At 58.3% G+C, this 25,298-nt stretch carries 22 protein-coding genes; 15 read left to right on the forward strand and 7 right to left on the reverse strand.

What is annotated here, in order from left to right; translation table 11 throughout:
• Nucleotides 1–57: 57 nt before the first annotated feature.
• Together HMPREF9334_RS04495 and HMPREF9334_RS04500 are read right to left on the reverse strand one after the other, a co-directional pair.
• Nucleotides 58–888, reverse strand: coding sequence for a menaquinone biosynthesis protein (locus HMPREF9334_RS04495; protein ID WP_039957286.1), 831 nt, complete (start codon nucleotides 886–888; stop codon nucleotides 58–60).
• Between the two features lie 158 nt (nucleotides 889–1,046).
• Nucleotides 1,047–1,259 (reverse strand): hypothetical protein, encoded by a 213-nt coding sequence (locus tag HMPREF9334_RS04500; RefSeq protein ID WP_006692315.1) that lies wholly within the window; start codon nucleotides 1,257–1,259, stop codon nucleotides 1,047–1,049.
• Between the two features lie 135 nt (nucleotides 1,260–1,394).
• On the opposite strand from HMPREF9334_RS04500, the gene HMPREF9334_RS04505 reads away from it, so the two are divergent.
• Both HMPREF9334_RS04505 and HMPREF9334_RS04510 read left to right on the forward strand, forming a co-directional pair.
• Nucleotides 1,395–2,567 carry a phosphoribosylaminoimidazolecarboxamide formyltransferase gene (locus HMPREF9334_RS04505; protein ID WP_006692316.1) on the forward strand — a complete coding sequence of 391 codons (1,173 nt, stop codon included), beginning with the start codon at nucleotides 1,395–1,397 and terminating at the stop codon, nucleotides 2,565–2,567.
• Between the two features lie 506 nt (nucleotides 2,568–3,073).
• Nucleotides 3,074–5,170, forward strand: coding sequence for a TonB-dependent copper receptor (locus HMPREF9334_RS04510; protein WP_039957288.1), 2,097 nt, complete (start codon nucleotides 3,074–3,076; stop codon nucleotides 5,168–5,170).
• Here HMPREF9334_RS04510 and HMPREF9334_RS12505 read toward each other — a convergent pair.
• Nucleotides 5,148–5,315 carry a secretion protein HlyD gene (locus HMPREF9334_RS12505; protein WP_071985969.1) on the reverse strand — a complete coding sequence of 56 codons (168 nt, stop codon included), beginning with the start codon at nucleotides 5,313–5,315 and terminating at the stop codon, nucleotides 5,148–5,150. The genes HMPREF9334_RS04510 and HMPREF9334_RS12505 overlap by 23 nt on opposite strands.
• Before the next feature lie 160 nt (nucleotides 5,316–5,475).
• Between HMPREF9334_RS12505 and HMPREF9334_RS04515 the strand changes: the two genes are divergently transcribed.
• From HMPREF9334_RS04515 to HMPREF9334_RS04575, 13 genes are all read left to right on the forward strand, one after another.
• Nucleotides 5,476–5,907, forward strand: a complete 432-nt coding sequence (locus HMPREF9334_RS04515; protein WP_006692318.1) for a hypothetical protein — start codon at nucleotides 5,476–5,478, stop codon at nucleotides 5,905–5,907.
• 178 nt (nucleotides 5,908–6,085) lie between these two features.
• Nucleotides 6,086–6,868 (forward strand): protein-ADP-ribose hydrolase, encoded by a 783-nt coding sequence (locus HMPREF9334_RS04520; RefSeq protein WP_006692319.1) that lies wholly within the window; start codon nucleotides 6,086–6,088, stop codon nucleotides 6,866–6,868.
• Nucleotides 6,865–7,761, forward strand: coding sequence for an SIR2 family NAD-dependent protein deacylase (locus HMPREF9334_RS04525; protein ID WP_006692320.1), 897 nt, complete (start codon nucleotides 6,865–6,867; stop codon nucleotides 7,759–7,761). The genes HMPREF9334_RS04520 and HMPREF9334_RS04525 overlap by 4 nt, the downstream gene beginning before the upstream one ends.
• 341 nt (nucleotides 7,762–8,102) lie before the next feature.
• Complete coding sequence (gene nagB, locus HMPREF9334_RS04530; protein WP_006692321.1) at nucleotides 8,103–8,849, forward strand: glucosamine-6-phosphate deaminase; 747 nt, start codon at nucleotides 8,103–8,105, stop codon at nucleotides 8,847–8,849.
• Nucleotides 8,849–10,006 (forward strand): N-acetylglucosamine-6-phosphate deacetylase, encoded by a 1,158-nt coding sequence (nagA, locus tag HMPREF9334_RS04535; RefSeq protein WP_006692322.1) that lies wholly within the window; start codon nucleotides 8,849–8,851, stop codon nucleotides 10,004–10,006. The genes nagB and nagA overlap by 1 nt, the downstream gene beginning before the upstream one ends.
• Nucleotides 10,007–10,188: 182 nt before the next feature.
• The gene (locus HMPREF9334_RS04540) at nucleotides 10,189–10,860 is read left to right on the forward strand and encodes an N-acetylmannosamine-6-phosphate 2-epimerase (protein WP_006692323.1); all 672 of its coding nucleotides are present in this window, start codon (nucleotides 10,189–10,191) and stop codon (nucleotides 10,858–10,860) included.
• A gap of 60 nt (nucleotides 10,861–10,920) precedes the next feature.
• Nucleotides 10,921–11,796 carry an N-acetylneuraminate lyase gene (locus tag HMPREF9334_RS04545; RefSeq protein WP_006692324.1) on the forward strand — a complete coding sequence of 292 codons (876 nt, stop codon included), beginning with the start codon at nucleotides 10,921–10,923 and terminating at the stop codon, nucleotides 11,794–11,796.
• 358 nt (nucleotides 11,797–12,154) lie between these two features.
• Nucleotides 12,155–13,651: a sodium:solute symporter family protein gene (locus tag HMPREF9334_RS04550; RefSeq protein WP_006692325.1), complete on the forward strand. Its 1,497-nt coding sequence runs from the start codon at nucleotides 12,155–12,157 to the stop codon at nucleotides 13,649–13,651.
• 294 nt (nucleotides 13,652–13,945) lie between these two features.
• On the forward strand, nucleotides 13,946–14,398 hold the full coding sequence (locus tag HMPREF9334_RS04555; protein ID WP_006692326.1) for a NanQ anomerase/TabA/YiaL family protein: 453 nt from the start codon (nucleotides 13,946–13,948) through the stop codon (nucleotides 14,396–14,398).
• Between the two features lie 91 nt (nucleotides 14,399–14,489).
• Nucleotides 14,490–15,398, forward strand: coding sequence for an ROK family protein (locus HMPREF9334_RS04560; protein WP_006692327.1), 909 nt, complete (start codon nucleotides 14,490–14,492; stop codon nucleotides 15,396–15,398).
• 95 nt (nucleotides 15,399–15,493) lie between these two features.
• A complete protein-coding gene (locus HMPREF9334_RS04565) occupies nucleotides 15,494–16,441 on the forward strand; it encodes a cyclically-permuted mutarotase family protein (RefSeq protein ID WP_006692328.1) in 948 nt (315 codons plus the stop codon).
• Between the two features lie 16 nt (nucleotides 16,442–16,457).
• The gene (locus HMPREF9334_RS04570; RefSeq protein ID WP_006692329.1) at nucleotides 16,458–18,137 is read left to right on the forward strand and encodes an FAD-binding protein; all 1,680 of its coding nucleotides are present in this window, start codon (nucleotides 16,458–16,460) and stop codon (nucleotides 18,135–18,137) included.
• Between the two features lie 551 nt (nucleotides 18,138–18,688).
• Nucleotides 18,689–19,819, forward strand: a complete 1,131-nt coding sequence (locus tag HMPREF9334_RS04575; protein WP_006692330.1) for a cyclically-permuted mutarotase family protein — start codon at nucleotides 18,689–18,691, stop codon at nucleotides 19,817–19,819.
• Between the two features lie 82 nt (nucleotides 19,820–19,901).
• Here HMPREF9334_RS04575 and HMPREF9334_RS04580 read toward each other — a convergent pair whose 3' ends face one another.
• The 4 genes from HMPREF9334_RS04580 to HMPREF9334_RS04595 form a co-directional block, all read right to left on the reverse strand.
• Nucleotides 19,902–20,675 carry an ABC transporter ATP-binding protein gene (locus tag HMPREF9334_RS04580; protein ID WP_006692331.1) on the reverse strand — a complete coding sequence of 258 codons (774 nt, stop codon included), beginning with the start codon at nucleotides 20,673–20,675 and terminating at the stop codon, nucleotides 19,902–19,904.
• Nucleotide 20,676: 1 nt separating this feature from the next.
• Nucleotides 20,677–21,732 carry a FecCD family ABC transporter permease gene (locus HMPREF9334_RS04585; protein WP_006692332.1) on the reverse strand — a complete coding sequence of 352 codons (1,056 nt, stop codon included), beginning with the start codon at nucleotides 21,730–21,732 and terminating at the stop codon, nucleotides 20,677–20,679.
• A gap of 3 nt (nucleotides 21,733–21,735) precedes the next feature.
• Nucleotides 21,736–22,752 (reverse strand): ABC transporter substrate-binding protein, encoded by a 1,017-nt coding sequence (locus HMPREF9334_RS04590; RefSeq protein ID WP_006692333.1) that lies wholly within the window; start codon nucleotides 22,750–22,752, stop codon nucleotides 21,736–21,738.
• Between the two features lie 73 nt (nucleotides 22,753–22,825).
• The gene (locus tag HMPREF9334_RS04595) at nucleotides 22,826–25,240 is read right to left on the reverse strand and encodes a TonB-dependent receptor domain-containing protein (RefSeq protein ID WP_039957367.1); all 2,415 of its coding nucleotides are present in this window, start codon (nucleotides 25,238–25,240) and stop codon (nucleotides 22,826–22,828) included.
• Nucleotides 25,241–25,298 lie beyond the last annotated feature (58 nt).

Below are 25,298 nucleotides of genomic sequence, written 5' to 3' on the forward strand. Positions count from 1 at the left end.
CTAAATAACACCTCTTATATATAGATAAGAATATTTTACTATAAAGAGGGGGTCACGTCAAACACGCGCACACACGATCTCGGGTGCACGGTCGATCAGCCCATCCTCCGCCGCGTATTGGTAGAACAGACGCAGCCCCGCGCGTGTCTCCTCATCGAGCTGCCAAACCACCGCACTGCCGAGGTACTCCGTCAGCTGTGCCCGCGTGAACCGCCCGTCCGCGAGCACCTCCGTGATCGCCGCCGCCTTCACGCTGTCCCAGTCGCGGAACGCCCGTGCAATTCGCGCGTGCACCATCCGCAGGGCATCGGGGTGCGCCTCGGCAAAGGCACGCGCCGCCGCCCAGATCCCGAACACCATGCGTGCGCCCGTCAGCCGCTTCCACTCCTGCGCGAGATCGTAGATGTAGATCCCTGCGGGTGGATTGTGATAGATTTCGAGTGCATCATCCCCGATAAACAGTGCACCCGCCGCACCCTCGGGCACGGGATCGCTTGGCACAAGTGCACGCGTCTCGTACTGCGGGGCGGCATCGTACGCACGACGCAGAATGATCTTGAGAAGCGCGTGCGAGGACGCGGACTTGTCCGAGAGCAGGACGCGTGCGTTTCCGATCTGCTCCGCAGGAATGCGGCTCACGAGGAGCACGCTGCGCACATCGCCGTCCGAGGCAATGCACACATCGGGCAGAATGAGGAGATCGTCCGCGTGACGCGCGTATGTGATCGAGGACACCCCCGAGACATCCAGATTCCGCGCCTCCAGCCGCCCGTTCAGCTGCGCGGGCGAGGCACGCAGGACCTCCAACCCCTCCGCAGCCCCGTGCGCAAGCGCATACGTCAGCGGCAGCACATTCAAAAATGCAATATGACCCAGACGCGGTACCATAGCCATCCCCTCACTTTCTCTCTTTCCCTATTATAATCCTTCTGCGCAGAAAAATACAGTATTTTCACAATATCACTTGTGAGCGGCAGCAAAAAAAGGCAGCGATGGCTGCCTTGTATAGTATCTGAAGACGCGATAAAGGGACATGCGGCATCGTCTCATGGGAGATAACGTCCGCGCTTTTGCGGCGGCGCAGGCGATGCAGGCAGCGCAGCAAAATCGTTGCGGTGCACGAAACGATCGAGCGGTTCAAGAATTGTGATAAAGGCATCCAAAAGGAGATGAATGCCGGTCATCAGGATCATGCAGAGAATCCCACCAAATATGGCAGCAGCCAGAACCAGAAACAGAATTGCCGCTATGTGCTCCATCCCCCCCACCTCCTGCACATACAATACCACAAACCGTCGACAAAGAAAAGGCGACATATACACCTCAGTTGAAAATATCGCCGTGCGCCGTTATAATGGAAACAAAGCAACACACTGCAAAAAGGAGCGCTTACAATGAACGAAATCGAACTCAAATACGGCTGCAATCCGAACCAGATCCCCGCACGCGTCTATGCGGACGGAGGGTTACCCTTCACCGTGCTGAATGGCCGCCCCGGCTACATCAATCTGCTTGACGCGCTGAACAGCTGGCAGCTCGTACGCGAGCTGAAGGCGATGTCTGGGCTGCCCGCCGCCGCATCGTTCAAGCATGTCAGCCCCGCAGGGGCAGCACTCGGCCTCCCGCTCTCCGATACGCTCGCGCGGGCGACCCATGCGCCGAAAGGCGAGCTCTCGCCTGTGGCGTGTGCCTATGTGCGTGCACGCGGCGCGGACCGCATGAGTTCCTACGGCGACTTTGCCGCCGTCTCCGATGTCTGCGATGAGAGCCTCGCGGAGTTCCTGCGCGGCGAGGTATCCGACGGCATCATCGCGCCGGGGTATACGGAGAAAGCACTTGAAATCCTAAAGAGCAAACGCAAGGGCAGCTACCTCGTCCTCCAGATGGACGAGAACTACGCGCCGCCCGCACTGGAACGCAAGGATGTGTACGGCGTGACCTTCGAACAGCAGCGAAACGAAGTGGCGATCACAGAGGAGTGTCTGAGCGACCGCCCGACAGCGAACAAGGACATTCCCACTGCCGCACGGCGTGATCTCCTGCTCGCGCTCATCACGCTGAAATACACGCAGTCCAACTCGGTCTGCTACGCCGTCGACGGACAGGCGATCGGGGTCGGCGCGGGACAACAGTCGCGCGTCCACTGCACGCGCCTCGCGGGCAACAAGGCAGACATCTGGCAGCTGCGCCAGAGCCCGCAGGTACTCGCCCTCCCGTTCAAGGACGATGTGCGCCGCCCCGACCGCGACAACGCGATCGATGCGTATACGGCAGGCGACGAGGACGACTACGCGCTCCTCACGGCAGACTGGCAGCGACTCTTTACGGAGAAGCCCGCACCGTTCACGCGTGCGGAAAAGCGTGACTTCCTCCGCACCATCAAGGGAGTCGCGCTCGGCTCGGACGCATTCTTCCCGTTCGGCGACAACGTGGAGCGTGCCCACCAGAGCGGTGTCTCCTACATCGCGCAGAGCGGCGGCTCGATCCGCGACGACAACGTCATCGAGACGTGCGACAAGTACGGTATCGCTATGGCGATGACCCACATCCGCCTCTTCCATCACTGAGCACAGCATCCTCTCCGCAGATCTCACGGGCTGTTGCACGAAGTTTTCTATCTTCGTGCAGCTGCCCCTTTTCATTGTCAGGGGTATCGCTACAAGCGCCCCTTCCACCGCTTACGCGGTCCCCCTCCCCCGTGTCGCACGGGGGAGGCTAGGATTATGGCATCTTAGCTTCCCCCGTCAGAGCGGGGGAGCGGTCAACCTCTTCCAATCACACTGCGCCTTTCGGCTTGTGTTCTTGGGAGGTTTTCCCATACGACCTGTTACCCGCTCAGCTACGCCCTTCGGGCTTGCTTCTCGGACAGGTCAGTAAGTGGCGAGCGCAGCGAGTCGATAGGGGCGTTCGTGCAGCGCTCCCTTTTCATTTCACTGAATCTTTCTCGCACGCCATTCTCATATATTGTGCTATCATTAAATATTCCTGTTTGACTTATCTATCAGAATTATGTTACCATTCTGCTATCTATCGTATAATAAGTCTCATTTCCATGCTACAGGAGGTATACGGAATGACCCGATCACCCCGCCTTGCTCTACTCGGCATGGCGCTCAGCACAGCGTGTTTTGGTGCGCACGCGTACGCGGCAGAGACCATGCAGACGGATATGCACGACATGACGAGCACCCCCGCCGTCGACGGGATGTACGAATTTACCCTTGACGAGGTCATCGTCACGGGCTATCGCACGGCAACGCCGCTCACCCTCTCCACGGACCCGCAGCGTCCGCGCCAGCCCATCCCCGCCGCCGACGGTGCAGGTTACCTCAAGACCATCCCCGGCTTCTCCGTCGTCCGCAAGGGCGGGCTCGGCGGCGACCCGATGATGCGCGGCATGGGCGGCTCGCGCATGGTGATGGATATGAACGGCGGCGGTATGTCGGGCGGCTGCCCGAACCGCATGGATCCCACATCGACCTATGCGTTCCCCGAGACGTTCAGCCGCATCATCGTGAACAAGGGCCCGCAGAGTGTCCGCTACGGCGCAAGCGTTGCGGGCAGCGTCATCTTCGAGCGCGAGACGGAGCGTTTTGAAAAGCCCGGCGTACGCGGCAATATCTCCGTCCTCGGCGCATCGAACCACCGCTTTGACGAGCTGACCGATATCACGGCAGGGGGAAAAGAGGGCTACGCACACATCATCCAGACGCGGAACTATTCGCGTGACTACGCGGACGGCGATGGGCGGCGCATCCACTCGGGCTACGGTCGCCACAGCCTCACGGGCATTGTCGGTCTCACGCCCGACCCCGACACCCTCTTTGAGGTCTCCTACGACCGCAGCCGCGGCTGGGCGAAATACGCGCACGGCATGATGGACGGCAGTCAGTTCGACCGAGACAGCTACGCCGTAAAGTTCGAGCGCGCCCATCTCTCACCCGTCGTGGAGAAACTCACGCTGAATTTCAACCACAACACGATTGATCACATCATGGACAACTATACCTTCCGCCCCGGCGGGATGATGGGCACAGATGTCAAGCGCGTGCAGTACGGTGTCCGAGCCGTCACTGACCTGAAGTTCTCCCCGAAGGACAGCGGCGCGGTCGGCATCGACCTGCGCCATGATGCGCACTACTTTGCCGAGGCACACAAGCGTCTGAAGGGTTCGTTCAACAACGATATGGACATCAAGAATTTCGGCATCTTCCTTGAGTACAACCGTGACCTCACGGAGCGCAGCCGCCTGCGCACAGGACTGCGCTATGATCGGACGGAGACGGACTACCACAACGCCCGCTTCCGCAACGGCATGGGGATGCTCATGCGCAATCTCGTTCCCGGCAGTGCGAGCGATCACGCCGTCAGCGGTTTCGTCCGCTGGGAAAACACCGCAAAGAAGCAGCCGCTGACGTTCTACGTCGGCCTCGGCCACGCAGAGCGCCCCGCCGACTACTGGGAGGCGTACCACACATGGGCAGCATACAGCAACCGCGTAAATGGACAGACCGCCTCGCCCTCCACGACGCGTCCCGCCAAGGAGAAGAATACGCAGCTCGACCTCGGCTGGGTCTATACGGGCGAGAAGACGAATGCAAGTCTCTCCCTCTACTACGCGCACATTGACGACTTTATCCTGCGCAAACCGCAGATCGGCATGGGTCCCACGGCACGCACCCCCTATGCCAATGTGGACGCGCGGCTCTACGGCTTCGAGGCGGAGGTCACGCGCACGGTCTCCCCGCTCTGGACGCTCGGCGCATCACTCGCCTACACGCGCGGCGACGACCGCACGAACGATGCCCCGCTCCCGCAGATCGCGCCGCTTGAGGCGAATCTCACGGCGAAGTACAGCCACAAGAAGGCGGAGGCAAATGCGGTCTGGCGGCTCGTCAGCAAGCAGAACCGCTATCACAAGGGCTACGGCAGCGTCACGGGCACGGACTACGGCCCCACGGGCGGCTTTGGCATCCTCTCACTCAGCCTCGCCTACCGTCCCGACGAGAACCTGACGTTCTCCCTCGGTGTGGACAACCTCTTCAACAAAACCTACGCCGAGTTCGTCAACTACAGTGAGGCGGCAATCCCCGCCCTCGGCATCTCCGCCGGTGGTCACATCACCGAGCCGGGACGCACGCTCTGGTTCAAGAGCAACTATAAATTTTAGGAAGCACTGATAAATTCAGCACTGCCATCTTGGCGCATCTTTTTCGCCCTCTCTTCGTCGACAAATCCTCCACATAGCTTCGGCTATGCGTCCGGTTTGTCTCCTTGACAGGACAAAAAATCTGCACCAATCTGACAGACTTCATTTTATCAGCGATTCCTTTGACGCATATTTCCGACGAAGCTGAATCCACCGAGAACGCCGCAGTACACGCGGCGTTTTCTTTTTTCTTCCCCTTTTCGCGCCTCTGTGTTATAATGAATTATTATGAAAATGACATACGAAGCGCGGGGAGGTGATTGGTCGTGATCGAAGCGGCCAAGACATTCGAGGAATATATTAAGAAGGAAAACATCACGGGCTTTCAGATCCGTGAGGCGGGCGATGACCGCAGCACGACGATCTTCGAGAGCGAGATCGAGGTGGAGGAGCGGCGGCTGCCCATCGTCGTCATCATCGACTCCACAGCATACGCCACCATCCGCATCCGTCTCGCGCAGAACGCCGTGGACGATACGAACGCGATGCTGCTCACGGGCTGGCTCATGCGGCAGAATCAGGACAGCCGCCTCGTCAAGTTCTACCTCACCTCCGACACCGCCATCCTCGCCGATGTCGTCGTTCCGCACAACCCCGACGCATTCGATCCCGAGGTCATGGTGAGCGTCCTGCGCGTCTTCATTCGTGACATCACAAAGCTTATGCCCGATCTCGCCATGCTCCTGCCGGAGGAGTAAGGAATTTCGACACATTGTCTGCATCCATGCCCCTGCTTTGGACGTTTCCAAGGCAGGGGTATTTTTATATTTTTTATTGTATCTATTGATATTCTTTTTTCTGCATGATATACTTCATATGTAATCAGTATAATTACAGAACATTTTCATGAACCTTTGAGGCAAAGCAGGTGTCCCCATGTCCCTATCCCTCATTCAAAAACTGAACGAAATGCTCCTTTCCGAACAACCTGCGTACCACGCACAGGCGGCGCAGGTGGAGGAGACGCAGGCAGCACAGCGGGAACTGCTGCGTGCGCTGATGAATGTGCGCCCACCGCGCCCGCTCTCGGAGGAGTTTCTGCGTATCCAAGATGAACTGCTGTCCGCCGAGCGTAAGGCACGCGGCGTGGTGGACGTGATGACACTTCCCGTCGTGCCCTTAGATGCACGGCTCTCTCTATGGCAGGGCGATATTACAAGGCTCAATGCCGACGCGATTGTAAACGCGGCAAACTCTGCACTGCTCGGCTGCTTTATCCCGTGTCACCGTTGTATTGACAACGCCATTCACTCAGCGGCAGGGCTTCAGCTCCGCGCAGCATGTGGGGAACTCATGAAGCGGCAGGGGCATCCCGAGCCGACGGGCGCGGCGAAGATCACAGCAGGGTACAACCTCCCCGCGCGACACGTCCTCCACACGGTTGGTCCGATTGTACACGGTGCACTGACGGAGGAGCACCGACAGCTTCTCGCCTCCTGCTATCGCTCCTGCCTAACGCTTGCGGCGAAGAACGGGCTGAAGTCCGTCGCGTTTTGCTGCATCTCCACGGGTGAATTTCATTTTCCAAACGATGCTGCGGCAGAGATCGCCGTGCGCGAGGTACGCGCATTTCTTGCGGAAAACACCTCCGTCGAGCGCGTCGTGTTCAACGTGTTCAAGGACGCAGATCTGCACATCTACGAGAGACTCTTACTATGAAGGAAATCATCACTCAATTAAAAAACGCCCTTGCATCCGCAGACTGCATTCTGATCGGCGCGGGGGCGGGACTGTCGGCAGCGGCGGGCTATGACTATGCGGGAGCACGTTTTCTGAAATACTTTTCGGATTTTCACACGCGCTTCGGCATCGAGGACATCTACAGCGGTGGATTTTATCCATTCCCGTCGCGTGAGATGTTCTGGGCGTGGTGGAGCAGGAGCATCTGGATCAACCGCTATGCGCCGATGCCCGCGAGCGACGTTTATCCAAATCTGCTGCACCTCGTGGAGGGACGCGACTATTTCGTACTGACAACGAATGTGGATCATGCCTTTCAATGTTCGGGCGCTGCGAAGGAACGCATTTTCTATATGCAAGGGGACTACGGTCTCTTTCAGAGCAGCCGTCCCACAGGTGCGTCAGCAGGGAAAACCTACGACAACGAGGAGAGCGTGCGCGCCATGCTCACGGCACAGGGCTTCGCGTTCGCAGAGGACGGAACACTCCTGCCGCCCGAGAACGGTTCACCCGCAATGGCGATTCCGAGTGATCTCATCCCGTACTGCCCTGACGACGGCATGGAGATGATGACGAATCTACGCGCGGACGCCTCCTTCGTCGAGGATGCGGGCTGGCACGCGGCGGCAGCGCGATACACGGACTACCTCACACACACGGAGGGTCGGCGGACGCTGCTCCTCGAGCTCGGCGTGGGGATGAATACGCCCGGCATCATCAAGTACCCGTTCTGGCGCATGACGGCAGAGCGCGCGGATGTGACATTCGCTGCGGTGAATCTCGGCATAGAATATGTGCCGCCCGAGATCGCTCCGCAGAGCATCGTGATCGATGGAGACATTGCAAAAACATTGCGCATGCTTGCATCATGACACAAGAAAAGCTGCCTGATGGCAGCTTTTCTTGTGTTACATATGTTCTTGTGTTATTCTGCGCAGAAGCACTGCCGAAAGGGCGGTCACTCAACCCCCGAAAGGGGGATTCAGATGGATACCTAAGAAAGTACATCTCATCAAACGATTCAAAACATGAAATATGCAGACGCCTAGCGTCTTTTTTATTTCCTTTATCCATATAAAAACGAAATATATTTTATTTTATTTGCTAGGTAAAATAAAATATATTATATTTTATGAAATATAATTGCATTCTACTCTGAAGCGTGCTATATTATAAGAGATTTCAGAACAGATACATGGAGAGGAGTATCGCAATGCGTATCATTTTTACGGATACCTATAAAAAGATGAGCGAGGAGGCGGCAAAGATCATTGCGGGCCAGCTCTGGATCAAGCCGAACTCGGTGCTCGGGCTTGCAACAGGCAGCACCCCGGTCGAGCTGTACCAGAACCTCGTCTGGCTGTATAAGACGGTCGGGCTCGACTTCTCGCAAGCGACCTCGTTCAACCTGGATGAGTACGTCGGGCTCGCGGAGGACGATCCGCAGAGCTATCATCGCTTCATGCACGAGAACCTCTTCGACCATGTGAATATCCGCAAGGATCACGTATTCTTCCCGAACGGGCTCGCCGCAGACAGCGTGGCGGAGGGCGAACGCTACGAGGCAGCGATCACGGCGGCGGGCGGCATCGATATGCAGCTGCTCGGGATCGGACGCAACGCACACATCGGGTTCAACGAGCCGGCGAACGCGTTCACACGTATGACACACAAGGTTGCGCTCAAGGAGAGCACGATCGCGGCAAATGCGCGCTTCTTCGCATCGCAGGATGATGTTCCGCGCGAGGCAATGAGCATGGGCATCGGTACAATCTTCCGCGCACGCCACATCGTCCTCCTCGCGAGTGGCGCGGAGAAGGCAGAAGCGGTGCGCGACGCGGTGATGGGCGCGATCACGCCGACAGTTCCCGCCTCCATCCTCCAGCTGCACCCGAGCGTGACCCTCATCGTCGACCAAGAGGCAGGTACGCTCCTCAAGGCAGAAAAGAGTGATTCCTGATGAACGCCATTCAAAACGGCATTCTCATCCTGCCGAATGAACACGGACGCTTTGTCGCGCAGACGGACCTCGTCCTCTGCTACGATGAGCGGATCATGAGCATCGTCCCCGCAGCGGAGTTCACGGCGGAGGGTGTGGATAAGGTGATCGACGCAGCGGGCGCATACGTCGCCCCCGGCTTCGTGAACGTGCACATCCACGGCTGTGACGGTGCGGATACGATGGACGAGGATGCAGATGCCCTCGGGAAAATTGCCGCATTCCAAGCGCGCACAGGCGTAACCTCCTTCCTGCCGACCACGATGACCTGTGCCTACGACGCAGTGGAGCGGGCACTCGTCCGCATCCGCCGTGCAATGACGGAGAAGCCGCACGGTGCACGCATCCTCGGTTCACATATGGAAGGTCCCTTTATCAGCCCTGCAAAGAAGGGCGCACAGGACGAACAGTACATCCTCCCTCCCACATTTGCAAAGATCGCGCTGTACCGTGATGTCATCAAGATCATCACCATTGCACCGGAGATGCTGACCGAGGAGAATTTTATCGAGAGCTGCCGCAAGAGCGGCATCATCGTCTCCCTCGGACATACGGCAGCGGACTATGAGACGGCGTGCGCGGCGTTTGCGCGCGGCGCAACACACATCACACATCTCTGCAACGCAATGACGGGGCTGAATCACCGAAAGCCCGGTGTCCTCGGCGCGGCACTCGACACCGACGCGAACTGCGAGCTGATCGTGGACAACGTACACGTCCACCCCGCCATGCAGCGCATCATCTACGCGGCGAAGCGCGGCACGCACATCATCCCGATCACGGACTCCATGCGTGCCTGCGGCCTCTCGGACGGAGTCTCGGAGCTCGGCGGACAGAAGGTCTACGTCAACGGAACGCGCGCAACTCTCGCCGACGGCACGATCGCAGGCAGCGTCCTGCGCATGAACGAGGGGCTGCGCATCCTTCGTGAGAATCTGGGGGCATCCATTCCCTCCATTGTGGAGATGGCGACGCGCACCCCCGCCGAGGAACTGAATGTATATGATAAACTCGGCTCACTCACGGTTGGAAAATATGCGGATATTGTGATTTTCGATGAGGATTTCCGGATACGGCGGACAATCGTCGGCGGTACAAGTTGTTTTGTCGAAGCGTAAAGAGTGATGATACTCCAAAGCACCCCCTAGTAAAACAAGTGCGTAAAGCATACAAACACGCGGGCACTTGCGCAACTAAGCGTTCGCGTTGGGTATCATATATCGAAATCAAAACAATATATTTAACTATAAAATATTATGTTATAAATTATGATAAATAGTAATAAATTGGAGGCGCTTTTATGGATTTTTTCTCAGCCGTAAAGGGAAAACTCATCATCTCCTGTCAGGCACTGCCCGATGAGCCGCTGCACAGCCCGTTCATCATGGGCCGCATGGCACGCGCGGCAAAGGAGGGCGGCGCGTGTGCGATCCGCGCACAGAGCGTCGCGGACATCGAGGAGATCCGTGCCGTTGCACAGCTGCCTGTGATCGGTCTCATCAAGCAGAACTATGCCGACTCCCCCATCTACATCACGCCGACCATGCGCGAGGTGGAGGCTCTGATCGGAACGGGCTGCGAGATGATCGCCCTCGACATGACGGCGCGTGAACGTCCGCAGAAAACCGACGTACGCGATCTCATCGCACGCATCCACGAGGCACATCGTCTCGTCCTCGCCGACATCTCGACCTACGAGGAGGGCATCAAGGCACAGGAACTGGGCGCGGATGCCATCTCCACGACCCTCTCGGGGTACACCCCGTACAGCCCGCAGCTCACGGGACCGGACTACGAGCTCATGCGCCGCCTCGCACAGGACGCGGCCGTTCCCGTCTTTGCCGAGGGACGGATCAACACCCCCGAGGAACTCAAAGAAGCGATGCAGACGGGCGTCTACGGCGCGATCGTCGGCTCTGCCATCACGCGGCCCCAGCTCATTGCGCGCCGCTTCACCGATGCGATCGCATAAAGTACACAACTAATTATGGAGCTTGCTCCCCACCCATCCATTTCTAAGGAGGAAATCATCATGAGAGAACTCAAAGGCCTTTACTCCGCACTGCTCGGCGCGTTCCACGAGGACGGCTCGATCAACGAGAAGGGGCTGCGCCAGATCATCCGCCATAACATCGACCACAACAAGATGGACGGACTCTATGTCGGCGGCAGCACGGGCGAGAACTTCATGCTCTCCACCGACGAGAAGAAGCGCATCTTCGAGATCGCAAAGGACGAGGCGAAGAACGACATCACCCTCATGGCGCAGGTCGGCTCGATCAACCTCAAGGAGTCCGTCGAGCTCGCAAAATTCGTCGTCGATCTCGGCTACGATGCCATCAGTGCAGTCACGCCGTTCTACTACAAGTTCGGTTTCGACGAGGTACGCCACTACTACGAGACCATCGTCGCCGACGTTGATACGCGCATGGTCATCTACTTCATCCCCTTCCTCACGGGCGTGAACATCAGCGTGGATCAGTTCGCCAAGCTGTTCGAGAACAAGAAGATCGTCGGTGTCAAGTTCACGCAGGGCGACTTCTACCTCCTGGAGCGTATGCGCAAGGCATTCCCCGACAAGCTCATCTTCGCAGGGTTCGACGAGATGCTCCTGCCCGCAACCGTCCTCGGCATCGACGGCGCAATCGGCTCGACCTACAACGTTAACGCCGCCCGTGCCCGTCAGATCTACGAACTCACCCGCGCGAACAAAATCGCCGAGGCACTCGAAGTGCAGCACGTCACGAACGACCTCATCACCGACATCCTCGACAACGGCCTCTACGGCACGATCAAACTCCTCCTTGCGGAGCAGGGCATTGAGGCGGGCTACTGCCGCGAACCGATGAAGGGATATACGCCAGAGATGCGTGCCCGCGCCAAAGAGATCTACAAGAAGTATTTCTAAGGGCCGGAAACTGCTTGGTAGGATTGGTGTCCCGCAGCAAACCCTAGTGAAGCAAGTGAGGAAATACTGACCTGTCCAAGAAGCAAGTCCGTAGGACGAAGCTGATTGGGAAACAGGTCGTATGGGAAAACGTCCCAAGAACACGAGCGATAGCGAAGTGCGATTGGATGACGTTGACCGCTTGTGCGGTACGCCCCGACGGATTTCTTTCGTTCAAGCGAAGTGCGTTTAAGAAGTCCGTCGGTATTTCAGCGTACAAGCACGCAGTCACTTGCGTAACGAGGTGTTTGCAAGGGGCACCATCCGAATCAATAGTTCAAAATCATACCCCTTGACATCATCTCAGGAGGAGATAACTATGCATCAGGGATTCACCTGGATTGACACGGCAGTCCTTGTCATCTACCTGGTGGGCGTTCTGCTCGCAGGTCTCTACTACTCGAAAAAAGAAATGCAGGGCAAGGAGTTCTTTAAGGGCGACGGCACAATACCGTGGTACGTCACCTGCGTCTCCATCTTTGCCACACTGCTCAGCCCGATCTCGTTCCTCGCGATCCCGGGCAACTCGTATCACGGCTCGTGGATCTTCTGGTGGGCGCAGCTCGGTATGCTGTTCGCGATCCCGCTCACGATTCGCTACTTCCTGCCGATCTACAGCAAGCTCGAAATCGACACGGCGTACCACTACCTCCAAAAGCGTTTCCAGAGCGGCAACCTCCGCATCCTCGGCGCACTCATGTTCATCATCTACCAGCTCGGACGTATGTCCATCATCATGTACCTCCCGTCCATGGCACTCGCCGAGGTCACGGGGCTCGATGTCAACATGCTGATCATTGTCATGGGTGTCATCGCCATCATCTACTCCTACTCCGGCGGCCTCAAGGCGGTTCTCTACACCGACTTCATCCAGGGCACGATTCTCATCGTCGGCATTGCCCTCTCCCTCGTCGCCATGATCGGCAGCATCCATGGAGGATGGGGCACGGTCTGGGATACCCTCACCACAGGGCATAAGTTCATGCTCGAAAATGAAGTCTGGTTCAGCCCCGACATCATTTCCTCCAGTGTCTTCATCATCTTTATCGGCGGCGGCCTTGGCACATTCGCATCGTACATCTCCAGTCAGGACATCGTTCAGCGTTTCACTACAACCACGGACATGAAACAGCTCAACAAGATGACACTCGGCAACGGAGTTGTCTCCATCTTTGCCGCCACGGTCTTCTTCCTCGTCGGTACGGCACTCTTTGTCTTCTATCAGCAGAACCCCGATCTGCTCACGACGGATCGCCGCGACCTCGTGCTCGCAGCGTACATCACCTACGAGCTGCCTGAAGGGCTCACGGGTATCCTCCTCGCCGCACTCTTTGCGGCGGCGCAGTCCACCCTCTCCACGGGCATCAACTCCGTTGCGACCAGCTGGGTTCTGGACATCCAGTCCGTCCTCAACCCCGCGATGGAGATGAAAAAACAGACGCGCATCGCGCAGTTTATCTCTCTGGGCATCGGTATCCTCTCCATCGTCGTCGCCATCGTCATGGCAGGCAGTGACATCCGCTCGGCATACCAGTGGTTCAACAGCTTCATCGGACTCGCACTCGGGGCTCTGGCGGGCATGTTCGTCCTCGGCGCATTCTGCCCCAAGGCAAACGCCAAGGGCGCACTCATGGGCTTCATTGTCGCAACGGCGGTTGTCCTCTACCTCAAGTATTTCGTCCCGTCCGTCTCCTTCTGGTCGTACACCCTCATCACCATCGTCATCTCGCTCATCGTCGGCAACCTCGTCAGCCGCATCACCGAGCCGAACTACGAGGCTCCCGCGGGTACAACGGTGCAGAGCACGCGGAGCTGAGAACAATTGTAAAAAAACCATAAGTTTGATAGGATAGACAGGCAAGTTGTTCACTGCTCCTTGCGAACCCCAGTGGAGCAAGCGAATGACCGTGCTGTGCAGCGTGCGTGACATCTCAGTGAACCCTAGTGGAGCAAGTGGGTAAAGAGCGCGGTACGCCCCGACGGATTTCTTTCGTTCAAGCGAAGCGCGTTTAAGAAGTCCGTCGGTATTTAAGCGTACAAGCGCACGATCACTTGCGTAACTAAGTGTTCAATGAGGGTCACGCATGAAAAACATATCCAAGGAGGTTCTATGATCTACGGCAGCATCTACCACGAGAAAACCTACGCATTCCTCCCGCCGCGCGTACAGCAGGCACTTGCCTTTGCCCGCACGCACGACCTTGCCGCGCTCCCCAAGGGGCGCAACGACATCGACGGCGAGAATGTCTACGTCAATATCGCCCACTATACCACGGGCGAGCGCAGCGAAAAGATCTGGGAGGCGCACCGCGCCTACATCGACATCCACGTCCTCGCCGAGGGCACAGAGAAAATCGACGTGAGCCTCATCGAGCGGATGCAGACGCATCCATACGAGGAGGACAAGGACTATGTGCCCGCCGATGGCGCAGTCACCCAGACCACCATCATGCGTCCCGGCGACTTCCTCATCTGCTACCCCGAGGACGTACATCGCTCCGGAGTGAAGGTCGACGAGGCAGCCCCGCTCAAGAAAGGGATTTTCAAAATTAGGGTCGAGTAAAGGAAGGGCAAGTCTCAAATATCGCGTGAGACTTGCCCCAATTTCTTTAGGAATCGCCGACAATAAGCAACAATCGAACGGAGGCACATCCATGTATATCTGCATCGACATCGGCGGCACCGCCATCAAATACGGCGTTGCGGACGCGGCGGGCACATTCCGCACGCGCGGCTCTGTGCCCACCGAGGCAAAGGAGCAGGGCGGCACTGGCATCGTGCAAAAGGTCTTTGCCATCGTGCGTGAGGCGCAGCAGACCCATGCCGTGAAGGGCGTTGCCATCTCCACTGCGGGCATGGTCGATCCGAAGGCGGGCTGTATTGTCTATGCCCTTGCGGATGCGATCCCCGACTACACAGGCACAGACTGGAAGGCCCTCATGCACGATGCGTTCGGACTTCCCGCCTCCGTCGAGAACGATGTCAACTGCGCCGCGCTCGGCGAGCTGTGGCGGGGCGCGGGGCAGGGCTGCTCCTCCCTCTTTGCCATGACCATCGGTACGAGCATCGGCGGATGCCTTATCGTGGACGGGAAGGTTGTGCACGGCGCATCGCAGAGTGCGGGCGAGATCGCCTATATGCGCGTCCCCGGCGGACGGCTGCACGAACGCTGCTCCGCCACCTGTCTCGTCGCCTCCGTCTGCCGCACAAAGGGGCTGCCTGCCGGCAGCATCGACGGACACGCCGTTTTTGACCTCCTCAGGAAAGGAGATCCCGATGCCGCCGAGGAGGTCACGGCACTCATCGACGCACTCGCGGACGCGATCACAAACGTCATCGCAGTCGCGAACCCTGAGCGCGTCGTCCTTGGCGGCGGCATCATGGCGCAGGAGGAGGTACTGCGCCCGCCCCTTGAGGAGGCACTGCGTGGCCGCCTTCCGCCCCTCGTCTACGAGGCAACCACCATTGCATTCGCCGCTACACAGAACGACGCGGGTATGCTCGGCGCACTCTACCACTTCTTTCAGGAGCATGGAAATCTGAGCGTGTCGGTGCTTCCATAGGAACCCATATATTGTGTATAACATGACCCCCAAAAGCCGAAACAATCAAGCTGCTTTTGGGGGTCAGATTACAGGTCCACAAAGGAGAAAACAATATGAAACTCTCATGGCATCACTCTGCGATCGCGGCACTCATTGCGCTTGCACCGCTTACGGCTGCGGCCGCACCCGCCGAAGTCGGCACACCTCCGATCGCGTGGCAGTCGGTCGGCACACTCTCCCCCGCCGCAGGATACGCGGAGAACATCGGCGTTGCGGGTCTCGTACAAGGGACGTTCGGCGACTGCATCATCGTCGGCGGCGGCGCGAACTTCCCCGCGGGCGGGCCGCTCACGGGCGGGGCAAAGGTGACCTATCCCGACGTCTACGTCCTGCGTGCCACGGCAGCAGGGCTCACCGAGACGGATCACGCGCAGATGCCGTACCCCGTCGGCTACGGCGTATCTGTGACGACACCGGACGGCGTGCTCTACTTCGGCGGCAGTACGGACGAGACGGGGGCGCGTGCAGTGACACGCCTCACCGCGCCGAACGGGAAACTCCATACAGAGACGCTGCCCGCCCTCCCCTTTTCCCTCCAGAACGGTGTCGCCGCCTATGACAAGGGCACAGTGTACCTCGGCGGCGGCAAGCAGGACGGCACACTCAGCAAGAAGTTCTACACCTACGATGTCAAGACAGGGATGCTGTCATCTCTCCCCGACTTCCCCGGCGAGCCACGCGAGCAGTCCGTTGCGGAGTTCCTCGGCGGGCGGCTCTATGTATTCAGCGGCGGCGCGAACGTAGCGTACACGGACGGCTATGCCTACGATCCGAAGACACGCGCATGGACAGAGATCAAGGGGCCGAACGTGGACGGCACGCCCGTCTCGCTTCTCGGTGCGCGTTCTGTGCGGCTCAATGCGGATGAGATGCTGGTCGTCGGCGGCTTTAACCACGAGATCTACAACTGGGCCGTATCGAATCTAAGCACCCTGCAAGGCGAGGAAAAATACGCCGAACCGCGGAGGCGTGTCGTCCCTCTGACCGAGCACCTGTCCTGATGAGGAGAAAGACCACATGATTGTTTCATCCCAAGACCACTGTGACGTGCTGGTGATCGGCGCGGGCATCGCCGGGATCTGTGCGGCGATTGCGGCGGCAAAAGAGGGCTGCGCCGTCGTGCTCACGAGCAGTACGGAGATCTTTTCCGGCTCCAGCTTTTTCCCGGGGACATGGGGACTGGGGCTGATCGGTCCTGTGGACGCGGCGGACGAGGACGACCTTGCCGCAAGCATTGCGCGGGTTGGAGCGGGGATGACGACACCCGCGCTCGTCAAAACCTTCGTACACAAGATCAATCCCTCGATCAACGCGCTGAAAGCATGCGGCATCCGGCTACGGACCGCAGAAAAATCCGATGAAAAAGAGTTTATCCCCTGTTTTGACCACAAGCGGCGAAATTGGAATGGTCTGGAAGCCGCCCGTATGCGTGCCGTCTTCCAAAAGGAGCTGTCGGAATACGGGGTGCGGCGCTGCCCCCATCATGAGGCATTGGAACTCGTTCAGCGCAGCGGACGCGTGTGCGGCGCAGTGTTCGCGGCGAAGAACCGCCTCCTCGCCATTCGCAGCAAGGCGGTCGTCCTCGCCACGGGCGGCTACAGCGGGCTGTTTCAGAACTGCCTCACGACCGCCGATGTCACAGGGACGGGGCACGCCTTGGCACTGCGGGCAGGGGCGCGGCTCATCAACATGGAGTTCATGCAGATGATGCCCGGCTTCCTCTCCCCTGCGCCAAAGACCGTATTCAATGAAAAGACCTTTCGTTTTGCCACCTTCCGCGACGCGGACGGAAACGACATCTTGGCGCATCTGCCGAACCGCGCCGCACTGCTGGCGCAGCGATCCACGCACGGGCCGTTTACCGCTGCGGGCGCGGATCGCGCGGTCGACTTCGCCATTGCGCGCGCGGAGAAAAGCGGCGGAGCGTATGTGAGCTATTCGGACGAGATGAAGCAAAATCCGCCCGAGTTTATCGCGACCTATTTCGACTGGCTGCACGAGAAAAAGGGGCTGACCCCGAACGATCCCGTGCGAATTGGGATGTACGCCCATGCAGCGAACGGCGGCATCGTGATCGACAGCGATGCCGCAACGGATGTCCCCGGCCTTTATGCCTGCGGCGAAGTGACCGGCGGGATGCACGGGGCGGATCGGATCGGCGGGCTGTCCAGTGCAAACGGGCTGGTGTTCGGAGAGATCGCGGGCAAATCCGCCGCCACGGAGGCGCGCGGCACAATGGTTGCGGACGATGAGATTCTCCTGCGCGCGCACAGCATCCCCGATGCACACGCCATACGCAGCCGTCTCCGCAGCGTGATGACAGAGAACGCCATGATCGCACGCAGCGCGGATGGGCTGACGCGGGCGATTCGCTTCTGCACGGACGCACGGGAGGAAATGGAGCGTAATGCCCCCGCGACCACTGCAGCGGATGCCGCCGCAGTCCTCCGACTGTCCGCTCAGCTGCGGACAGCGACGGCAGTTCTGACAGCAGCTCTGCTCCGACGGGAAAGCAGGGGGGCACACTACCGCACGGATCACCCCGACACACTGAAATCGGAGGAAAAGAGGATCATCGTTACCGAAACGAACGGCGCGATCACGGCGCGGCACGAAAGTTCCGAAGAACGCACGCATGAATACTATGAGGGTCTTTGTCAAATGTCACGAACATGCATGCTCCACGCAAACACTTAGTTGCGCAAGCGTTCGTGTGCTTGTACGCTCAAATACCGCCGGACTTCTTAAACGCGCTACGCTTGAACGAAAGAAGTCCGACGGGGCGTACCGCACAAGCGGTCAACGTCATCCAATCACACCTCGCTAACGCTCGTGTTCTTGGGACGTTTTCCCATGCGACCTGTTACCCAATCAGCTTCGTCCTGCGGACTTACTTCTTGGACAGGTCAGTATTTTCCCGCTTGCTCCACTAGGGTTTTCTTAGGAGCATCGCCGTCCTCATTTTCCCGTAACATTTATCATAGAACCTAATATGAAAAATATTTGAATTTTATCATCAAATATGCTATCATTTCCTTATGAAAATAGAAAATATTTTAAGGAATCACTGATAAAATGAAGTCCGTCAGATTGGCGTAGATTTTTCGTCCAAACAAGGAGACAAACCGGACGCATAGCAAGGGCTATGTGGAGGATCGAGAGCGCAGTGCGGGTGAAAATATGCACCAAGATGATGTGACTGCGTGTATCCGTGCTTCCTATGCCCCGATACAAAAGGAGGAAATGATATGACACACTCATTCCGTCATACCGCGCTCGCGGCACTCATCGCCCTTGCCCCGCTCACGGCTGCAGCCGCGCCCGCCGAGGTCGGCACACCTGCGCTCGCGTGGCAGTCGGTCGGCACACTCTCACCCGCCGCAGGATACGCGGAGAACATCGGCGTTGCGGGTCTCGTACAGGGGACGTTCGGCGACTACATCATCGTCGGAGGCGGCGCGAATTTTCCAGCGGGCGGGCCGCTCACGGGCGGGGCAAAGGTGACCTATCCCGACGTCTACGTCCTGCGCGCCACGCCAGCAGGGCTCACCGAGACAGATCACGCGCAGATGCCGTACCCCGTCGGCTACGGCGTATCCGTGACGACACCGGACGGCGTGCTCTACTTCGGCGGCAGTACCGACGAGACGGGGGCGCGTGCAGTGACACGCCTCACCGCACCGAACGGAAAACTCCATACAGAGACGCTGCCCGCCCTGCCCTTTGCCCTCCAGAACGGTGTTGCCGCCTATGACAAAGGCACAGTGTACCTCGGCGGCGGCAAGCAGGACGGCACACTCAGCAAGAAGTTCTACACCTACGATGTCAAGACAGGGATGCTGTCATCGCTGCCCGACTTCCCCGGCGAGGCACGCGAGCAGTCCGTTGCGGAGTTCCTCGGTGGGCGGCTTTATGTATTTAGCGGCGGTGCGAGCGTAGCGTACACGGATGGCTATGCCTACGATCCGAAGACACGCACGTGGACTGAGGTCAAAGGGCCGAACGTGGACGGCACACCCGTCTCGCTTCTCGGTGCGCGTTCCGTACGTCTCAATGCGGATGAAATGCTGGTCGTCGGCGGCTTTAATCATGAGATCTACAACTGGGCAGTATCGAACCTAAACACCCTGCAAGGCGAGGAAAAGGACGCATTCCGCGCCCACTACTTCACCATGTCCCCCGAGGACTACCATTGGAATCGCGACATCCTCGTCTACAACGCCAAGACCGATGCATGGCGCACCGTCGGACAGCTGCCGTTCCCCGCACCCTGCGGCGAGGCACTCGTCATGGCAAAGGGCGCACTCTACTCCATCAGCGGCGAGATCAAGCCCGGCGTACGCAGCCCGCGCCTCTATCGCGGCCTCTTCGTGAAGTGAGCGCAATGCTTGACGAACTGCGCGAATGGCAGAAACATTGATCCACACAAAAAGCCCCCACTGCGGGGGCTTTTTGTGTATCCTAATCCGAAAGATACTGCGGCAAATACCGAATATAGATACGACCGTCCTCAGCGGTCTCTACCTTTGCACGCACCTCGTAGAGCTCGTGGATGAACTCCTCTGTGAGCAGCTCACGCGGCGTACCGAGCCCTACGACGCGCCCCTTTCGGATGGCGATGAGGCGGTCGCAGTAGAGCGCGGCGATGTTGAGGTCGTGGATCGCAGAGACGACGGTGAGATCCAGTCCCTTTACAATGTCCATGATCTGCAGCTGATACTTGATGTCCAGATGGTTCGTCGGCTCGTCGAGGATCATGCACTCCGCCTCCTGCGTGAGCGCACGCGCGAGGATGACGCGCTGCTGCTCGCCGCCCGAGAGACTGGCGAAGCTGCGCTCCACACACTCCTCCATGCCGACCGTACGGAGCGCACGGCGTGCGATCTCGTAGTCCGCTGCGTTATCACGGTCGAGCAGCCGCTTGTGCGGGGAGCGCCCCATGAGCACAACCTCCATCACGCTGAAGTCGAAGCTGTAGAAATTATGCTGCGCCACCACGGAGAGCTGCAGCGCAGACTCCCGATAGCTCAGCTCATCGAGCGCACGCCCGTTCAGTGTGATGCTGCCCGCCGTCGGTTTCTGCACGCGGTAAAGACATTTGAGGAACATACTCTTGCCGCTGCCGTTCGGGCCGATGATGCCGAGAAATTCCTTCGGTTTCAGATGAAAATCCAACCCCTTCAAAATCTCCTTGTCCCCGATGAAGAGTTTTACCGCCTCAGCCAGTATTTCCATATCACTGCCCTCCGAATCCATAGGTACGCTTCACCATGAGATAGATGAATGCGGGCGCACCGACGAGTGAAATGAGGATGCCGATGGGCAGCTCCGTGTGCGGGATGAGGACGCGGCACAGCCCGTCCGCGACGACGAGGAAGATCGCTCCCACCAGAGCGGAGACCGGTACGAGCCGCTTGTGGTCGGTGCCGACGAGCATCCGCACGACATGGGGAACGACCAGCCCGACGAAGCCGATCATGCCCGCCGCAAAGACGGCGAACCCCACCACAAGCGCACTGACGATGAGATACGCCTGCCGATAGGGATGGAGATCCGTGCCGAGCGTGATTGCGGACGCATCGCCGAGGAGCATGAGGTTGAGGATGCGGCTCTGCGACCAGAAAAAGAGAACGGCGAGCGCGACAATGCCGCCGATGAGCGCCATGTGCTCCCATTTCGCCCCCGCCAGACTGCCCATCATCCAGTAGGTGACGGTCTGGATGCCCTCCTTATCGTTGGCAAAATAGACGATGAAACTCGAAAATGCGCTGCACACGGCACTGAGTGCCATGCCGCCGAGCAGCAGCTTCATCGCGTTTGCACGTCCGCCAATGTTCGCGATAAAGAGGACACCGACGGAGACGGCGAACGCACCGAGGAATGCAGCGATGCCGACGGCATTCTCCCCGAACGCCGCACCGATGCCGAGGAGGACAGCGGAGGTCGCGCCGAGGGATGCGCCTGCCGAGATGCCGAGGATGTACGGATCGGCGAGCGGGTTCTTTACAATCGCCTGCATGACAACGCCGCAGGTGGCAAGCCCCGCGCCGATGATGGCGGCGAGCAGGAGGCGCGGCAGACGCAGCAGCCATACGATGTCATGCACGGGGCCTTTGCCCGCCATGTCAATGGGTGTACCGCTCTGTATCTGGTCGAGGACGGCGGCGGCAATGACGGCGGGCGGCAGATCGACCGTCCCGATCGAGAGCGCCCAGAAAAGAGTGACAATGAGGAGTGCGGTGAGCAGGATACAGAGCAGTGCGAGCCCCGCACGCGAAAAGAATGCTTGCATAGATTATTCTCCATAGATCTCAGGATACAGCCCATGTGCGAATATCGTTATGCCGTCGTAGGCGCGAATGCCCGCACTGTAGACGGCATAGAGCGGCACGGTGTAGATGCGGCGCTGCTGCACACAGGAGAGCGAGCGCAGCGCAGGGTTCTCATAGAGCCGTGCGAGGATTGCATCCTCATTCCCATAGTCGTCCTCGATGACAATGAGAAAGAGCGCATCGGGATTCAGCTCGATCAGCTCCTCCATACTGAGGCTCTGCCCGTCCGCCGCCAGATGTTCCGCACCGAGTGCGCGGAGCATATCGCCCGCGAGTGTGTCTTTCCCGTACGAACGAATCTCCTTGCCCATGAGCTCGATGACGAGGGCACGCGGACGCTTCTCCATATAGGCCGTCTTTTCGGCGACAAACGCGATTTCATGCTCCATCTCGCCCACGAGAGCATTCGCACGCTCCTCCCGCCCGAAGATACGCCCGAGACTTTGGATGTCCGCATACTCCTGCGCGATGGTCTTGGTCCTCACCGCACGCGCGGAGGACGGCGCGATGTAGGTGTGCACGCCGCGCCCCTGCCAAAATGCCGCACTCCGTAGCACCTTCGGTGAGAAGGTGGACGACCAGCCGACGATGAGATCGGGCTGCATCATGAGAATGGTCTCCACGTCCAGATTTTCAAGGCTCGTGTAGGGAATCGCCTCGTATGCCGCGCGGTATTCGGGACGGATGTACTTCACATTCGGCACGCCCATCCCCGCAATGATCCGATCCCCCACACCGAGCGCGAGCAGCGTCTCGATCGAGTTCTGCCAAACGGCGACCACGCGCTGCGGCGGCTGCTCGTAGACCTGAGAGACAGGCTCCCCCTTCTCATTGATATTCTCAATCGTGACGGGGGTATACGCTGCATCCATCTGCTCCGCCATCGCCGGGCGGTGCTCATTCTCATGCACCTTGACGATGGGGCTGCACGCCGCAAACAGGAGTGCGAGGACGATGAGCAATATATATGAAAGTTTCATCCTTCCTCCTACAAGAAAGAGACGCAAGGCATCCTTTGAGAAGAATGTCTTGCGTCCTTTCATTTCCGAACGATTAGAACGTATAGCGAGCGCCGACCATCACACTGCGCGCAGGCATGGTGGAGGAGCCACGTCCATTGTAGGAGCTGTAGGAGGTCTGATATGCCTCATTCGTGAGGTTGTTCACGGTGATATATCCCGTCAGATCGGGAGTAAAGCTGTAGTTGATGTTCCAGTCAAGGACGAGGAACCGGCGATCCGTAAAGGCTCTCAGGTTGTTTCCCGTATACCAGTTAATAAGCAGCCCCGTATAGAGCTTCTGATTCTCATAGGAAAGGTTGAGCGCATAGTGGTTCTGCGGGCGGAGGCGGTTCATCTGTGTGTTGATGTCGTCCTCGCCGTTAAGCCCCCAGCTCGGATCGACATTCCAGCCGCTCTTGACCCGCCATTTATCATCCATATGCGAGTAGGAAGCACTCATTGTGACGTGCTTGTCAAAGGCGTGGTCAAACGTGATGTTAAAGGACGTCTTGTCCTCACGTGCATTGACTGCCGTGCTGTCATAACCGGGAATCGACGCATCCCAGATGGGGAACGATGCAATCGCATTCTTCATACGCGTCCAGTCATAATGAACTGCAAGGGCGGAATGCTGCGAGAACTCCTTGCGTACGCCAAGCGTCCACACATCACCACGCTCATTTTCGAGCGGCGTCTTGTAGATGCCGTGCAGTGTCGTATAGTCTCCCTGCCGCACGGGACGATAGATCTGTGTCCAGCCGCCATATACACTGAGCGTATCGTCGATCAGATACTCCGTATTGAGCACAGGTGTGATGAGATGGGATTTTCCTTTTCCCTTGAATCCGGCATTGCCCGTGTAATCGTAATCCGAGTAGTAAGTATAGCGGAGCGCCGGGGTCAGGTCCCAGTTGTCCGTGATGTGGATCTTGTCCTGCACATAGCCGATCACCGTGTTACGGCTCGTTGTAGATTCCACATATTTTCTTGTACGCCGGCTATAGTATTTTTCAACAGTCTTAGCACGATCATAGGTTAGGCTCGCAATAACATCGTTCTTGCCGATTGCTCGCGCATACTGCACTTGGATGCCCTGATTACGCTCTTTCTGCCATTCCGTCGGCTCTGTGGCTGTACCGCCCGTCTTCTCAAGCCATTCCTGCACCTTTGCCGGGTCACCATCCGGGAATGGTGCGAGATTTTCACGAATCCACTGTTTCAGCTCGGCAGCCGTCGCACCGCCCGGAAAGCGTGCCTGATAGTCTGCGGCGGGGTCATCACTAAGTGACCATCTGTATTTATCACGAGAGGAGTAGCGATGATTCTGGTAATAGAGGCGAACAAAACTCTCCATACCATTGTCCTTGTCGAATGTCCACTTCAGCTCCCAGTCATTATTCTTAAACCGACTGAATGAATTGTACAGCTTGCCATCAAGTGCATATAGGTTCGCGTAACCCGGGTTGCCCGCATCACCATATACGGGACCGCCGTCCAATTGATTACTGCTGTTCAGCTGGCCAACGGCAGCTGCAAAGATAATACGCTCCCAGTCGTCCTGATTCCAATATTTCAGACGCGGCGTCGAGATCGGGTAGCCATCCTTGCCCGCCTTGTAGTTGTACCAGAGCTTGATGCTCTGCTCCTTGCCGAGATCCTTGTCGAGACGGATGTTGACCGCCTCTTCCTTCCAACGCGAGCCGCCGAGCGTGCCTGTCCTGCCCGTCTCGCCGTCCACATACTCCGTATCGCCGCTCATCGTTTTCGTCACCGTGCCGAAATAGTGGAACGTCGGATCATCCTGCAGTGCACCCGAAAGTGTGAGCGAATAGTTATGCTTGTGCCACGAACCCGTGGAGAGGTCAAGCGTCCCCTTTTGCTCGACCGCGCCCTTGCGCGTGATGATGTTGATGACGCCGCCCGTCGCGTCAGGGCCGTAGGCGGATGCGCCGGGTCCCTTGATGACCTCGATCTTATCCACGCTCTCGATGCCGAGCATCTGGTCGAGGTTGACGCCCGTGGACTTGCTGCCCGTGGTGCTGCTACTGTTAAAGCGCGTGCTCGTGAGGTTGTCCACACGTCGCCCGTCGATGAGAACAATGACACGTGAGTCTCCATTGATGAGAACGCCGTTGTTATAGGTCTGGTACCCGTACTCGCCGCCGCGGTAGCCCGGGTTCTGGAACGTCACGCCCGGGATGCGCTTGATCGCCTCGGTGAGATCCGTATAGTGACGCTTCTCGATCTCCTCACGCGTGATGACCTTGACATCACCGCCCGTGCGGTAGTAGGACTGCTCCGTCACCGTATCGCCGAACTGGTTGATCGTCTGCTCCGCCTCGACCACGATATTATCAATCGTGTAGGATTGCAGATTCTCATCATGTCCTGCATAGACAGAGGTCTGCCCCCCCCCCGTGGACAAGAGCCCTGCGAGGACTGCAAGCGTAAGATGTCTCTTCTTCATATTCGTCATTTCCTCCTTGATCGGGCATATGCCCTTCCATCCCATGCAACACCCTCCG

Source organism: Centipeda infelix ATCC 43532 (genome assembly GCF_000234095.1).
Lineage (GTDB): Bacteria > Bacillota > Negativicutes > Selenomonadales > Selenomonadaceae > Centipeda > Centipeda infelix.